Here is a 13,477-nt window from a genome sequence, read left to right on the forward strand (position 1 = left end):
TAACTAAGATTATGACCCATATTGACTATCTCCGTGTGAGTGGATTTAAGGCGGTGGAGTATTTGGAGTTTGAACCCAGTGAAATCAATCTGATAACTGGGAGAAACAATATGGGGAAAACATCTTTTTTGCAATCGGCCGATTTAGTTTTTAATCCGTCAAACATCACCCGTTTCTCAAAACATCTCGACAAAATAGTCCATGAAAATAGTGATTCTGCTTCAATAGAAAGTCGTTTTTCCCGGAGGCAACAAACTCTAGATGAATTTTCGCTTAAGGATGGAAAAAGAGGGAAACATAGAGAACTCGGCTTGAGAGAACCAACTGAAAATGAGGTTGTCCGAAGCTTTTCTAAAACTGTTGAAGAAGTACTACAGTTAAACGAACAGTATCCTGTTAGGATAAGCAACTCAATCATGGAAAGAATGGGAATTGAAGACCGGGACACCTTCAGCGAAACTCTTCAAGATATATTACATGAAAGTGTTACTGAGATTTCTGAAGAATTGATTTTGTCCAATATGAGCAAAGATTTGATTATCGTAGAAATCGAGGGAGATACCTATCCCTACATACATTTGGGTAGTGGTTTTGACCGACTTAGAAGTATAATCATAAACCATTCCGTCAAGAAGTTGCAAAATCAGTTTAATATTGATTCAGAAGAGAGGGGGGAATCAAATAGACAGAGGTATACTAATCTACATTATTCATTCCGGGGATTCCTTACACCACGGTTCGGCGGAGATCGGTTTGTGGGCGAAGACCCTCCAAAGATAGATGGTATAAACCTAATTTCCAACCCTATTGCAGATCCAGAAAAGCTTGACCTTAGCCAAGAGAATGCTGCGGTTCGAACTAGCGATATCGAGGACTACTTAAAGGAAAGCGGGATCGTAGAGAATCTTGAAGACTTTGCGTTCGATCGTTTAGTCTTCAAAGAAGATTCAGAGAAAGGAGAGATCCCGTACGACTTTATGGGTGACGGCTTCAAAACAATTGTAGGAATTCTTTGGGAACTCTTTGACGAACAGAAGCAGGGAGATGTTCTGCTCCTTGAAGAGCCTGATGTTCATATGCATCCAGGATATGTAGAAAACCTCATTAGACAGCTGATAGAGATAAACCAAGAGAAAGATATTCAGTTATTTATTACTACACATAACATAGACATGATTGAAGGGTTTTTCTCACCTTCACTAAATAGGACTCATGGAGACTATTTGGAAGAAAATTTCCGGTTATTGCAGTTATCTGGTTCTGTCCCTAAATCCCTAAGCTATCAGCAATCCAAAGATGAAGTTGAGCAAGTTGGGTCAGATCTTCGGGGGATATAAATGCCTACAATCATTTTCAGTGAAGGACATCACGATGTGGACTTTCTCTCATTAGTCCATGACAGACATACTTGGACAGTTAGGGACTATGACACATTCATAGATCAACAATCAGACGACGATCAAGATCAAAGGGTTAGACAACATAAGCTCGATCCGAAGGTAGAGTATCTATACAAAGCAGAAGGTGGCCGTTCTGAAGTAATTAAGAAATTTCGATCCCACGCTACGGAATTCGGAGATGTAGATCTACTATTATTAGTTGATTTTGATAATGATGGAAGATCTGCATTCTTAACCGAGTTGAATGACAAACTTGATGAACATTATGGTGGTTTGTTAAGAGTAACGGCAAATCGAGTGCATCAAAACATCGACATGGAGTTTTTTAATTGTGACATTCTTAATAACGGAAATATAGATCATAGTTTCAAGTTAGCAGCGTTTAAGGACGATTTGGAAGCAGCCACAAATATCAAAAAGGGAGAAAAACGCAGCCAACACCGTCGGAAAATATGGATCTATTTGGAATATTGCAATAGAGTCTATAAAGATTTGAGAGATTTCATATATTATTGATGGTTTTCTATTACACTAAATAGCTCTATCGCCAGTGACTTTCGATATTCGTCCGATACCGTAGCCCAACCACGTCGGTATTACAACAATGTTTCACCGTCTGTGGCGGATACTGATCTCGAACGTCCTCTAAGTTATCGCGACTCTGCACCAGATGCGTCAGCGCCGCGTCGATCACCACCGACATCGGCGGGTCGTCACTCGGATCACTCGCCACGATCTCACTTGCTTGCTCTAACAACAGCTGGCGATCGTCAGTCAACTTCAGGCTAGTTCGTTTGGTCATATAAACGAGGATATGCACCGGGGGGTCCAGTGCGTGAATCTGCGGTCACTCAACAGCGATTCGTTATCAACCCCGACCGCTCGACCGTCGCGGTCGTCGCGATCACGCCGAACGGAGGGTCGATTTCTATGCACCTTCACTCACCGGAGACGCCGGGAGGGTGCATACATCGAGGATTGCGTATACATCTGCGCTTGACCCGGAGGGGTTAGAACTGAGCACCCGTCTCCAGACGCTTGCTCGTTTCTTGCTCCTGATGGAGTTTCATCGCGGCGAGTCCCTGCACCATCTCAGTCTCGCGGAGTGGCTTGGGGTCTTCTTGGCCATTCGGGATCGCACGCACGACGTAGACGCCTTCTCCCATTCGCTGAAGGTGCATCATCTGGCAATCTGGGATGGTTCCGTCGTCGTCCATGATCCCGTCGAGCGCGAGGTCGCCTTTGTCGAGTGAGATCGTCGGTGTACCGGCCCGGTTGCTGAGTTTACGGATTGGCATTAGTGTGTCCACCACCGCGGCCATCCCATGGTACTTAATTATGCATGGTTGCCAGGAGGTGAGGGAGTGAAACTCCGATATTTTGGTGGCTCGGTAGTTCTGTCGGGGTTTTCTGGTTTCGATCCGTTGCGTAGAGAGAAGCAGAGGGTCAGGAGGCTATCCACAGTAAGGAGTCGAATCGGGAGACTGCGGAGGGATGGATTGGTGGATATGGAAAATAACCCCTGTTTACTCTCTGGATACTCCGGCTCATGCCCATGGCGGACTTCCCTTCGGTCGTCCTTGACGCGATGGGCGCTCTGATCGGGGTCGGATCGAATATATAAGACGCGCGTGGAGGAGAACAATTAGTGCTGGACGGAGTCCACTGCCAACACAGAGTTTCGTCAGAACGACGCCCAATTTTTATCACACCAATGTAATTTCTGAGTTATGGATCAAGACGATTTCATAGCCACGTTCCGCCAATGCTTCGATTATCCGGATATCTCGCGGTTAACAACGGAACAGATCAGCCAGTTAGAAAATCGACTTACCACCATGCAATGGTCATCCAAACAAGTTCTCGATGATTTCGAAGCATTGTACAGCGACTTGAGTCAACAACAACGCAGTCATATCAAAGATGTTAGACCACCTCTCATTGAGCTACGCCAAAGAGAGCGGAACCAGCGGAAAAATATCCGCCAGGCACTCGACGCATCGTTAGACGATTCTCTGAATCCAATCTCATTTACCGTCAACGAATTTATCAACGTTTGTCTTACCCAGATCAACCACAGTACACGAGTCCAACTGAAGGATCAATTGGAATCCGCTCTGGGCGAGCTGAAACAACAAATGTATCGTGGTTCATTTGACGCAGACACCTTCCGCGATCCCTACCAAACTGGAACTAAAGACACGCTAGAGGAGGAGTTTCTACAACTATACGAATATCTAGTACAACGGGGGTGGCACCGACGTGATCTGTACAATCTCAATCACACTATCGGGTATTTCTATGAGGACTTCGATGACGTGTTCAGCTGGATCGCAGATTTTGCTAACCAAGAGCGGGCTGAGCGGACTTACGTATTCTTCGTCTCCGGTCTTCAAGTCCTTGATCCGGTCTACCGCGATGACTTTGTGTACGCGATTGTCCCACCGGGTGAGTTAGAGGTTGATGACCTCATCGACATCTACCCGTATGACGATATTGACGATCTCGATCTCTACGATCGAACCAGCCCCGGCGACGAACTCACGGTCGCCAAGATGTTGGAAGAAAAGACACTAATTGCGTTCCCCATCCATGCTTTTGGTACGTACGACGGCCGCGACCGGGCACTTGAACGGCTTTCAGAGATCCTTGACCTATTTTCATATTCCCATACACTCTCGCAAGTCGAAGAACCACATTTCAATGAAAAGGCCAAGTATCTTGTCTGGCGTGATAACGGTGAATCACACTGTGCGCCATCGTCGGTCAGCGAACACGGCTCGACTGCGACTATATTCGAGTGGGATATCGACCGAATTTTCGATATACTTGTCCCAGCCTCACAACACGAGTCACCACTCAGTATCAAGCTAAAACGTGGCCTTCATTTCTTCCGGAAGGGCAACAACAGCCGCCGCGACATCGATACTATTATTTTTTACATTGCCTGTCTGGAGACTATCGTCGGTGTCGGTCACGTCTATCGTGATGAAGCGATCGAGAAAGGGCTGTTATTAGGCAAAGTCCGCGACTCAGATCTAGAGACGTTCCGAGAGGCATTGCAGCGGATATACGAACTTAGGAATGAGGCGCTTCATGCTGGATTGCGACAGGTCGATACTCGTGGTGAAGTTGATGTGATGCGAGGAGTTCTTAAGACGGCCTTGCAGGAGATAGCTGAAGCAATCAACGAAGACGGAGTCACATCGATGTCAGCGCTTCTCACATATTTCCGAGCGAAGAAACAGGCAGCCTATGAGGGGTGGATCGACAAACTCGAATCTGATGGGTTCGAGGTGGATACGGTGTATTCGTTCACGGGAACTATGTATAATGGAGAGGGTGCCCTGAAAGGCGATGTCTCGGGAAACATTGAGTTTGCGGAAGATGGTCAGTTTATCACACCAATATTGACAGTTTCAAATTTGGATAAGGAGGAGGATTTCAAGTTCGGTGAAGGATTAGAGATTGAAGCTTTGGTTGATGACCGGAACCTACGAATTGAGCGGATCCGTGAAGATAGTTTGATTGTGATGAGTATCAACATAGGCTCCTTCCAGGAGACAGATCCGTGGGAGACTGTATTCAGAAACTATGAGATAGAATAAAAACAATTCAGACAGCTCTATTGTCCAGAATGGCGTTTCTTGAACAGGGCTTCTGCGAGTCGGAATCGGCTTCGTTTCGAGTGGGCTGGCTTACCTCCCAGCAAAAGCGGGGTATATTTTTAGCAAGTGCCCTTAGGCACACTCCCTAAGGGGATCTTCCCATTCGCTGGGAAGATTTCCGCCTCGATCGGAGCGAAGCACAGCTCGCGACGAGTCGGGGTGTCCACCCGAAATTGTGGTTAGACTGATTTAGCAGAGAAAATGAGGCTTCGATTGCCGGATAATTGACTCAGAAACAGCGTTGCCACTCACGAGGGCTGTCGTCAGCCGATCCAGCTACTCACCCTCCGCGTGAACCACTCCTCACCGTCAGCAGACGACTCGAACATCATCCGTTCGTACTGAACCGCGTCGCGGCCAGCGCGGATCCACGCTCGACGTCCTTCCTTGATCGCCTCGCTGATGTGCGGCAGTAGTGGATCTGACTTGGCGACTGAGACCAGCGTTCCAATTCTGAAGCCGTCAACAGCCCCATCGTCGCCTCGGGCGAGATCCACCGCCCATTTAGTCATCCAATTCTGCAACGCGCTGTCTGCGGCTTCTCGCGTCTCTGAATTGATGAGCTTCGCTGCACGGTCGGCTTTCGACCGGACGAACCGATCCGTCTGCTCAGCGATAGCGGCCACCTCCTGTTTGAATTTGAGTGAACGGAGGTCGAGGTCGCCGTTGTCGTTCCGCACCAGGTCACCGAGTTCCTGCAGGTAGCGGTAGATCGTGCTCACCGAGTAGCCCGTGTCGTCAGCGAGTTCCTCGTAGTGGCGGCCGCCGTCGGTCGCCAGCTCGTAGACCATCTCTCCTGCTCCCTCACTCAATTCGCGTAGTGTGGTCACTAGGAGCGCTTCCTCGTGAGCCTCGATCTCCGGCGATGGATCGTCGTAGCGAGCAATTCGAATGTCGGATTCGGCCGGCGCGAAGTGGTCGTCCTCGATGTACGTTCCTGGCGAGTGCGGGTCGGTCGGGATGCCCGCCCAAGGGAGGACGTTGATCACCGTCTCCTCAATCTCGCGGCGCAGTTCCCGAAGGTCACCCCAAGCGAACGCCCGTCCGTCGTTGAACGCCTTCTTCAACAACACACCGAATTTCGGGTGAAACAGCGCGTCATCCCCTGTCTCCTCTGATCTGACGTACTTCGGATGGTAGCACTTCAGCTGTTTTCCTCGTGAGTTCGTCGGCATAAGCTTCTGCGCGGCCTCGGGCCAGAGCTTCAGCCGATGGTTCTTCCCAACGATCTCCTCGTTGTCGCCAGCGAAGATCCATTTCGTCCCTTGCTCAGAAGAGAGCAGGAAGAAGAGTCGGTAGAACGTCCCTCCAGCACGAACAAGCTTCTGAGCCATGTCGCGCGAGAGCCGGACGTGCTGCTCGTAGGTGTAGAGGTTCGACGAGTCGTGGACCTCTGTGAAGTAGTCTCTCCGAACCATCAGCGCCGCTTCGTCAGCGAGCGCGCAGAACGCGGCGCGCAGTAGCGACGGGTACTCCTCGGGTTCGAGGTTCGACCCGTGGAAGTCTACGTCGACTCCTTCGCCTCCTGGCTGCCACGGGATCCGTAGAATCTCACCGTCGGGGTTACGCATCTCCTCGAATCGAGGTGAGACGTTGAAGTGTGCCTTCTTCTGTCCAAGCCCCTCACAGTGAATCTCGTACTCGTAGAGCGTCGAGCGCGAAATTCCGTCGGAGGGTCGAGGCGCGATATTCGAGTCAGAGTAGGCGAGTTTGACGTGCCATGGATCGCCGTCGTGCTCGAAGTTGACTTCACCGGAGTAGCCGTTGAAGCCCTGGTGCAACAGTTTGGACACAGCCCAGTAGGGACTGAGACCATGTTCGGGAAAGATAAGATGCCCCTCAGCCTCGTGCGGAGCCGTGGCGACGTGGGTCATAGCAGACCCTCCCTGCGGAGGGCGCATCCACCGCACAACGGCACACCACTCGCGATAAGCGGGCGTTCGCGAACTGTCGGCGTTCGTCGCTCACAATCGGAGCAAAAATCGTACTCGATATGCTCCGGCTCGGAATTCCTGACATGGCTTTCGGCGTGATCGTCGCCCCCGCGACGGTCACACACTACTTCCTCAACGTCAACTCCCCAGCTGGAGAGATCGTGCTGAGTCACGTCGCCACCTCCGCAACTTCACACGCCTGGCGAAGCGGACTCATTGGAACTGCTCCGTCTTCGGCGTGTTGCCGTGGCGACCTTCGGCAGTCTCAGGATCGGGAATCCGAACCTCACGTCCGGCTGCGCTCCCGCGCGAGAGACGCGCGTAGCTATCGCAGCTATTGCAGCGGTGGACTCGATGGTTCCGGTCACCGAACACACGGCGGAATCCGTCAGTAACGTGGGCTCCGCAGTGAATACAGCTGTTCTCGTCCTCCGGCAGTCCAAGACGAACTGCCATCTAACGGACACCTCCGGCTCGTAAAACCGCAAGACTGCGGCGACCCCCAACCAGTAACTGGTTGGTATCCGGATTTTTGGCGGTCGCTCTGGATTGGTAATTCGTCCCGTGAAGGCCCAGTTCGTCCGAATCCAGCCGAATCGCATTCGGCTCAGAAACGGGCAGTAACTGAATGGGCCCTGCCGGATTTGAACCAGCGATCACCCGGTATCCCACAGCCACTGTCTCAGACAGTGGCTGATATGAGCCGGGGGCTTTGAACCAGACTAAGCTAAGGGCCCTTCATCGAAGTCAAACAGATGGCACCTATTTAGTCTGCCGAATCCGGAGCGGAGCCGTTATCTCGACACCGGTATTCTTGGATGACGGTTCGGAATTCGTCTACATCAGCGACGACTACCAGAGACTTGTCTGATTGTTCGTAATAAGTCAACTTCTTGGAGAACGACCGAGAGTTTGGACGACCGTTCTCTGAGTATCCGTCCACTTCCACCCAGAGACGAAGCTCCGGGAGGTAGAAATCCCCGACCCAATCTGTATCGTCGATTTTCGGGTGCGGAACGTATGAGATTTCTCTCTTGGTTAGGTACTCGGCGATAGCCAGTTCGTGCCGACTGTCGAGTCGTTCGTTCTTCGGTCCAAAGCACGCCGTACCGTGCTTCGATCCGCACGCGATTCCAGACACGTAACATGCCGTTGACCACGAACCAAATCGAGATTTGATGACGCTCGTCGGGTATTTCCCGTGCTCAGTGTATTGTCGGCTTGTAAGGGTACCTCCTTCAGTCGAAGCGAACACTGCCCGAAGATCCCGAACCATCCGTATCCGCGCCTCTGGACCGTATTTTTCGGGTTGCGTAGGGTCGACGTCCGCATCGTCCAACAGTTCGGACCAACTTTCACACAGAGAATAAATCCGAGCTAAACACGGAAATCGTCCGTCGGCTTGTGCCTCTCGTGTTGTCGGCGGATGGCCGAGTTCAGCCGTCAGTTCGCGGACGGAAACGACAAGCGCCTCGTACGAGCGGGCAACGTCGTTTGACTCGTCTACAGTCGTATACTAGTTACCATAGAACTCACCCATTGTCAACTCGTTTTCGATATGCGAGAGGCCAATAAGAATCTGGGGAACGAGAGAAAAACGACGCCGTCGCCAGGACTCGAACCTGGGACCACCTCGTTAACAGCGAGGTGCTCTACCAACTGAGCTACGACGGCTTGCTGCACCCTTTCGTATTCGGGTTGATTTGATAGGGCTTTCGTTTTCCCCCGACCGCGTCTGTCGGTCGCACACCCGAAACCATCGCTCGTACGCCGTCCACGCACCGACACGCTTTCGCCACGACCGGCCGAACGGCGAGCCATGACCGACCTCGACAGCGTCGTCGCGGCCGTCCGCGAGCGCATCGACCCCGACGCCGACGAACGCGCCGCCCTCGCCGCGGCCGTTTCCGCTCTCCGCGAGCGCGTCGAGGCGACCGTCGCCGACCTGCCCGTCGACGCCGACGCCGTTCAGGTCGGCAGCACCGCCCGCGGGACGTGGCTCTCCGGCGACCGCGACATCGACCTCTTCGTCCGCTTCCCGCCCGACCTCCCCCGCGAGGAACTCGAACGCTACGGGCTCGAAGTCGGCCGCGCCGTCCTGCCCGGCGGTCACGAGGAGTACGCCGAACACCCGTACGTCAAAGGTGACTTCGAGGGGTTCGACGTGGACTTGGTCCCCTGCTACGCCGTCCCCGAGGCGACCGACATCCAGTCGGCGGTCGACCGAACGCCGTTCCACAACGCCTACCTCGACGCGCGGTTGGACGACCTCCGCGGCGACGTCCGCGTCTTCAAGCGGTTTCTCAAAGGCATCGGCGCGTACGGCAGCGACCTCCGCACGAAAGGGTTCTCGGGCTATCTCTCCGAACTTCTCGTACTGGAACTCGGCGGCTTCGTGCCGCTGCTCCGCGCCGCCGCCGACTGGCACCCGCCCGTCGAGTTCGACCCCGAGAACCACGGCCGGGCGACGTTCGACGACCCGCTCGTCGTCGTCGACCCGACCGACCCCGAGCGGAACGTCGCCGCGGTGCTCTCGGCGGCGAACGTCGCCCGACTGCAGCACTACGCCCGCGACCTGCTCGCCGACCCGCGCGAGGAACTGTTCTTCCCGCCGAACGAGCGACCGTACTCGCGGGTCGACGTGCGCGAGCAGCTCTCGCGGCGCGGGACGCACCCCGTCGCCGTCGTCTTCGACGCGCCGAACGTCGTCGAGGACCAGCTCTACCCGCAGTTGGAGAAGTCGCTATCGGGCGTCGTCGCCGAACTCGACCGCCGCGGCTTCGACCCGCTGCGGGCGACGACGATGGCGGACGACCGGGCGGCGCTGTTCGTCGAGTGTTCGGTCGCCGAGCGGTCGCGGGTTTCGCGTCACGACGGCCCGCCGGTGGCGGTGCGCGAACACGCGAGAGGCTTCTTCGAGAAATACGAACGCGACGCCGACGTGTACGGTCCGTTCATCGACGGCGACCGCTACGTCGTCGAGCGAGAGCGCGAGTTCACGACGCCCGAAGCGCTCCTGCGGAGCGACGCGCTGTTCGACGTGGCGCTGGGCGCACAGGTCGAATCGGCGCTGGACGAGCGATACGACGTGTTCGTCGGCGACGACGTGGCGATGCTGGCCGACGAGTTCGGCGACGAACTCCGCGAGTACTTCGAACCGAGGCCGTGAGAACCGCGGGTAGCGCGTCGCTCACATCGAGTTGCGGCCGTGAGAACAGCGAGCAGCGCGTCGCTTACGCCGAGTCGAGACCGTAGCGGTCGAGCAAGTCGTCGACGAGTTCCCTCGTCTCCTCGTCGGGGTCCTCCTCGGGGTCCAGCGGTCGACGGCCGTCGAACGTCTCGTGGACGGTTGCGACGCCCTCCGAGAGCGTGTCGAGGCCGTACCCCCCCTCCAAGACGAACGCGAGCGCGGCGTCGTTCTCGTCGGCGAGCGTTCGGACGGCGTCGGTCAGGAGCGCGTAGCCCTCCGTGGAGACGCGCATCCGCGAAATCGGGTCGTAGCGGTGGGCGTCGAACCCGGCGCTGACGATGACCAGGTCGGGCGCGAACGACTCGAAGACCGGCCCGAGCCCCGACTCGACGACGTGCAGGTAGTCGGCGTCGCCGCCGCCGGCGGAGAGCGGCGCGTTGAACGTCGCGAGTTCGCCGTCACCCTCGCCGGTCTCGTCGAGTTCGCCCGTCCCCGGGTAGAGGCCGTCCTCGTGGACCGAGGCGTACAGCACGTCGCCGCGGTCGTAGAAGATGTCCTGCGTGCCGTTGCCGTGGTGGACGTCCCAGTCGAAGATGGCGACGCGGTCGGCGTCGCCCTCGTCGATGGCCGTCTGCGCGGCGACGGCGGCGTTGTTGAAGTAACAGAACCCCATCGCGTCGTCGAAGACGGCGTGGTGGCCCGGCGGTCGTCCGAGCGCGAACGGGGTGTTTCGGCCGTCGTTGCCGTCGAGCGCGGCGCGGACGGCCCACTGCGAGAGTCCAGCACTCGCGAGCGCGGCGTCCCACGTCTCCTCGCAGGCGACGGTGTCGGGGTCCCAGTTGCCGCCGCCGCTGGCGCAGAACTCCTTGACCTCCTCGACGTAGTCGTCGTCGTGGACGCTCGCGACCGCCTCCTCGGTGGCGGGGTCGGCGTCGACGTACTCGACGCCGTGGCGTTTCTTCAGTCCCTCTCGGATGGCTCGGAGGCGGTCGGCCGTCTCCGGGTGGCGCGGGCCGGTGTCGTGTTCGAGGCACGTCTCGTTGTAGCCGAATTTCATCGCTACTCGAAGAGGGAGAAGTACGTCTCGATATCTTCGGCCTGGACGGTGCGCCGGTCAGCGTGGTGGGCGAGTTTGGTGGCCGCGCTCGCGACGTTGTTCGCGTAATCTTCGAGGATGTCCGCGAGCGCGATGCGCGCCTCCATCGAGACGCGGTACTGGTCGTCGATCTCGAGCCGCGCGATGCGGTCGACGGGGGCGATGGGGAGTTCGAGCGCGTCGCGACTGACGACCTGTTCGACGCCGAAGTCCTCGGCCATCAGTGTCTTTCGACCGTCCACCGTCGCGTGCTCGGCGGCGTCCTCGGCGAGTCGCGCGCCGTGGACCTGGATGCGACGTGCGAGTTCTTCGGCCGCGTCGGCGCTGACTCGGAGTTCGCCCGCGTTCCGCCGGATGAGCGTATCGACGGGGGCGAACGGTAACTCGACACTCATACCCTGATACCAGTCGGTGCGGTGTATAATGCTTTGCGTTGGTGACGTGGTCTGCGGTTTACACGGGAGTGCGAGAGTCGACGAATCTCGGGAACGCAGCGGTACGAAACGTACGAAAGCCATCGGACACCCCATCGGGTGCGACGCTTCAGAGCACTTCGTCGACGTCGATGCGGTCGCCCGAGAGCGTCCCGCGGACGGTGACCGTCTCGCCGAGTCGGAGCTTCGCGCCGGTGTCGACGCTTCGCGTCTCGGTTCCGTCGTCGAGGATGACGGGGTCGCCAGCCTGGACCACGGTGCCGGTGAATTCGACCGTCTCGCCGTCGGCGTTCTCGGTTTCGGCTCCGACTGCTGCGGTGGCGGCGCCGCTGGCCGCTGAGCTGCCCGAACCGCCGGCGCTCTCGGAGCTGTCGACGCTCTCGGAGCTGTCGGGGGCGTCGGGGCTCCCGTCCGATTCGCCACCGAACGCCGAGAGACCTCCGGCGTTCGCGTTCGCGTTCGAGGCCGCATCGTCTTCGCTCGAACCGGAGGCCGGGGCGTCCTTCTGGACGGTCACGGTCGAGCGCCACCCGGCCGAGGCCTCGATATCCTCCTGCCAGCCGTCCTTTATCTCCACGTCCGCGAGGACGACGTGGTCGGCGAGTTCGACCTCGGTGTCGGCTTTCTCTCCCCAGAGAGCGACGCGAACGTCGCCGGTGTCGTCCTTCACGCGGATGTTTCTGACCTGTCCCTCGGAGCCGTCGTTGCGCTCGAACGTCCGTTTGGGGTCGGCCTCGACGACGCCGCCGGCGATGTCGACGGTCTGTCCGATTTCGAGCGAACCGATGTCGGTCGTCTCGGGGACGTACTGGACGGTCTCGTCGAGGCGCTCGATTGCCCCCCGCGAGCCGACGTGAAGTTCGAGGTTGCCGTCGCGTTCGCGGACGTAGCCGTCGACGACTTCGACGCTCTCCCCGGCACTGAACTCCTCGGCGAGGTCGGCTTTGTCGTCCCAGAGCGTGACGCGGATCCGTCCGGTCGGGTCGCCGAGCGCGAGGTTCGAGACGCGACCTTCCGAACCGTCGTCGCGAGAGAAGGTGCGGACGGTGCCGCTGTCGAGCACCTGGCCCTTGAGGTTCACGTCCGAGAGTCCGAGCGAGATGTCTTCGACGCGGTAGCTGTCGAGAATCTGCACGTCGACTTCGGCGTCGGGGTCCGGTTCGGCCTGGTCGACGTTCACCTCGACGCCGTTGTAGCCGTCTTTCGGACGGCCCTTGATACGGAGCACCTGGCCGACTTCGAGTTCGCCGTCGGCGATGGACTCGGCTATCTCGTCCCAGAAGGAGACGCGGATTCGCCCCGTCTCGTCGGCGACTTCGACGTTGACGACGCGGCCGTCCTCGTCCTCGCCGTCGCGCTCGAACGTCCGGAGTTCGCCGACGCTAACGACCTTGGCGAGGAACTTCACCTCGTCCATCCCCGGTTCGACGTCGGCGATGCCGTTGACCTCCTCGTCGCGGAGTTCGTGGGCGATGAGCATCGCCGCCGTCTCCTCGTCGGCGAGGCCGCCCATCTGCTCGACCTTCTCTTCGACCGCGGCCTCGAACTCCTCGAACTCGACCTCGGTGTCGAGGTCCTCGTACACCTCTTCTATCGCGCCCATCTCACGACCACCCCTGCGGTCGGTGTTCCCAATCCGTAGAATCTGCGACACCCATAATCGTGTAGCGAAGCAGGGAAGGCCCGCGCTTAAGCGTTGTCCTTGCCGTGGTAGCGCGACGCAGTCTGTCGGTTTTCGTAGCGGCGACGGGGAGA

The 13,477-nt window shown here is 57.0% G+C and carries 12 protein-coding genes, 2 tRNA genes and 1 pseudogene; 4 read left to right on the plus strand and 11 right to left on the minus strand.

What is annotated here, in order from left to right:
• Window positions 1–11 precede the first annotated feature (11 nt).
• Both DV709_RS06510 and DV709_RS17665 read left to right on the plus strand, forming a co-directional pair.
• Window positions 12–1,337 carry an ATP-binding protein gene (locus DV709_RS06510; RefSeq protein ID WP_117592798.1) on the plus strand — a complete coding sequence of 442 codons (1,326 nt, stop codon included), beginning with the start codon at window positions 12–14 and terminating at the stop codon, window positions 1,335–1,337.
• A gap of 36 nt (window positions 1,338–1,373) precedes the next feature.
• The gene (locus DV709_RS17665; RefSeq protein WP_157972670.1) at window positions 1,374–1,916 is read left to right on the plus strand and encodes a hypothetical protein; all 543 of its coding nucleotides are present in this window, start codon (window positions 1,374–1,376) and stop codon (window positions 1,914–1,916) included.
• 25 nt (window positions 1,917–1,941) lie between these two features.
• Here the strand turns inward: DV709_RS17665 and DV709_RS18375 are convergent, their stop codons facing one another.
• Both DV709_RS18375 and DV709_RS06520 read right to left on the minus strand, forming a co-directional pair.
• Entirely contained in the window at window positions 1,942–2,202 is a 261-nt protein-coding gene (locus DV709_RS18375) for a DUF7386 family protein (RefSeq protein WP_117592800.1), read from the minus strand.
• 208 nt (window positions 2,203–2,410) lie between these two features.
• Complete coding sequence (locus DV709_RS06520) at window positions 2,411–2,698, minus strand: hypothetical protein (RefSeq protein ID WP_198665658.1); 288 nt, start codon at window positions 2,696–2,698, stop codon at window positions 2,411–2,413.
• Window positions 2,699–3,130: 432 nt separating this feature from the next.
• Between DV709_RS06520 and DV709_RS06525 the strand changes: the two genes are divergently transcribed.
• On the plus strand, window positions 3,131–5,008 hold the full coding sequence (locus DV709_RS06525) for a HEPN domain-containing protein (RefSeq protein ID WP_117592802.1): 1,878 nt from the start codon (window positions 3,131–3,133) through the stop codon (window positions 5,006–5,008).
• A gap of 323 nt (window positions 5,009–5,331) precedes the next feature.
• Here DV709_RS06525 and DV709_RS06530 read toward each other — a convergent pair whose 3' ends face one another.
• From DV709_RS06530 to DV709_RS06545, 6 genes and pseudogenes are all read right to left on the minus strand, one after another.
• A complete protein-coding gene (locus DV709_RS06530) occupies window positions 5,332–6,942 on the minus strand; it encodes a DUF7845 domain-containing protein (RefSeq protein WP_117592804.1) in 1,611 nt (536 codons plus the stop codon).
• 273 nt (window positions 6,943–7,215) lie between these two features.
• Entirely contained in the window at window positions 7,216–7,458 is a 243-nt protein-coding gene (locus tag DV709_RS18380; protein WP_117592806.1) for a DUF7563 family protein, read from the minus strand.
• A 173-nt stretch (window positions 7,459–7,631) separates the two neighbouring features.
• A tRNA-Ile gene (locus DV709_RS06540) sits at window positions 7,632–7,739 on the minus strand.
• A 29-nt stretch (window positions 7,740–7,768) separates the two neighbouring features.
• Window positions 7,769–8,278 carry a homing endonuclease associated repeat-containing protein gene (locus tag DV709_RS18385; protein WP_394338686.1) on the minus strand — a complete coding sequence of 170 codons (510 nt, stop codon included), beginning with the start codon at window positions 8,276–8,278 and terminating at the stop codon, window positions 7,769–7,771.
• 57 nt (window positions 8,279–8,335) lie between these two features.
• Window positions 8,336–8,470, minus strand: a pseudogene (locus tag DV709_RS18390) (homing endonuclease associated repeat-containing protein); the annotation flags it as partial.
• 133 nt (window positions 8,471–8,603) lie between these two features.
• Window positions 8,604–8,676, minus strand: a tRNA-Asn gene (locus DV709_RS06545).
• A 145-nt stretch (window positions 8,677–8,821) separates the two neighbouring features.
• Between DV709_RS06545 and cca the strand changes: the two genes are divergently transcribed.
• Window positions 8,822–10,171, plus strand: coding sequence for a CCA tRNA nucleotidyltransferase (cca, locus tag DV709_RS06550; RefSeq protein ID WP_117592808.1), 1,350 nt, complete (start codon window positions 8,822–8,824; stop codon window positions 10,169–10,171).
• Between the two features lie 64 nt (window positions 10,172–10,235).
• On the opposite strand, the gene DV709_RS06555 is transcribed toward cca, so the two are convergent.
• The 3 genes from DV709_RS06555 to DV709_RS06565 form a co-directional block, all read right to left on the minus strand.
• The gene (locus DV709_RS06555) at window positions 10,236–11,249 is read right to left on the minus strand and encodes a histone deacetylase family protein (protein WP_117592811.1); all 1,014 of its coding nucleotides are present in this window, start codon (window positions 11,247–11,249) and stop codon (window positions 10,236–10,238) included.
• Between the two features lie 2 nt (window positions 11,250–11,251).
• Window positions 11,252–11,683, minus strand: coding sequence for a histone (locus DV709_RS06560; protein ID WP_117592814.1), 432 nt, complete (start codon window positions 11,681–11,683; stop codon window positions 11,252–11,254).
• Between the two features lie 148 nt (window positions 11,684–11,831).
• Window positions 11,832–13,325 (minus strand): single-stranded DNA binding protein, encoded by a 1,494-nt coding sequence (locus DV709_RS06565; protein WP_117592816.1) that lies wholly within the window; start codon window positions 13,323–13,325, stop codon window positions 11,832–11,834.
• Window positions 13,326–13,477: the final 152 nt, after the last annotated feature.

This window comes from Haloprofundus halophilus, assembly GCF_003439925.1.
Lineage (GTDB): Archaea > Halobacteriota > Halobacteria > Halobacteriales > Haloferacaceae > Haloprofundus > Haloprofundus halophilus.

Bases quoted from the DNA above. Each gene is read 5' to 3' on its own strand.
- DV709_RS18380 (WP_117592806.1), bottom strand. From the start codon at position 7,458: ATGGCAGTTCGTCTTGGACTGCCGGAGGACGAGAACAGCTGTATTCAC.
- DV709_RS06510 (WP_117592798.1), top strand. From the start codon at position 12: ATGACCCATATTGACTATCTCCGTGTGAGTGGATTTAAGGCGGTGGAG.
- DV709_RS06560 (WP_117592814.1), bottom strand. From the start codon at position 11,683: ATGAGTGTCGAGTTACCGTTCGCCCCCGTCGATACGCTCATCCGGCGG.
- DV709_RS06565 (WP_117592816.1), bottom strand. From the start codon at position 13,325: ATGGGCGCGATAGAAGAGGTGTACGAGGACCTCGACACCGAGGTCGAG.
- DV709_RS06520 (WP_198665658.1), bottom strand. From the start codon at position 2,698: ATGCCAATCCGTAAACTCAGCAACCGGGCCGGTACACCGACGATCTCA.
- DV709_RS06555 (WP_117592811.1), bottom strand. From the start codon at position 11,249: ATGAAATTCGGCTACAACGAGACGTGCCTCGAACACGACACCGGCCCG.
- DV709_RS18375 (WP_117592800.1), bottom strand. From the start codon at position 2,202: ATGACCAAACGAACTAGCCTGAAGTTGACTGACGATCGCCAGCTGTTG.
- DV709_RS06530 (WP_117592804.1), bottom strand. From the start codon at position 6,942: ATGACCCACGTCGCCACGGCTCCGCACGAGGCTGAGGGGCATCTTATC.
- DV709_RS06525 (WP_117592802.1), top strand. From the start codon at position 3,131: ATGGATCAAGACGATTTCATAGCCACGTTCCGCCAATGCTTCGATTAT.
- DV709_RS18385 (WP_394338686.1), bottom strand. From the start codon at position 8,278: ATGGTTCGGGATCTTCGGGCAGTGTTCGCTTCGACTGAAGGAGGTACC.
- cca (WP_117592808.1), top strand. From the start codon at position 8,822: ATGACCGACCTCGACAGCGTCGTCGCGGCCGTCCGCGAGCGCATCGAC.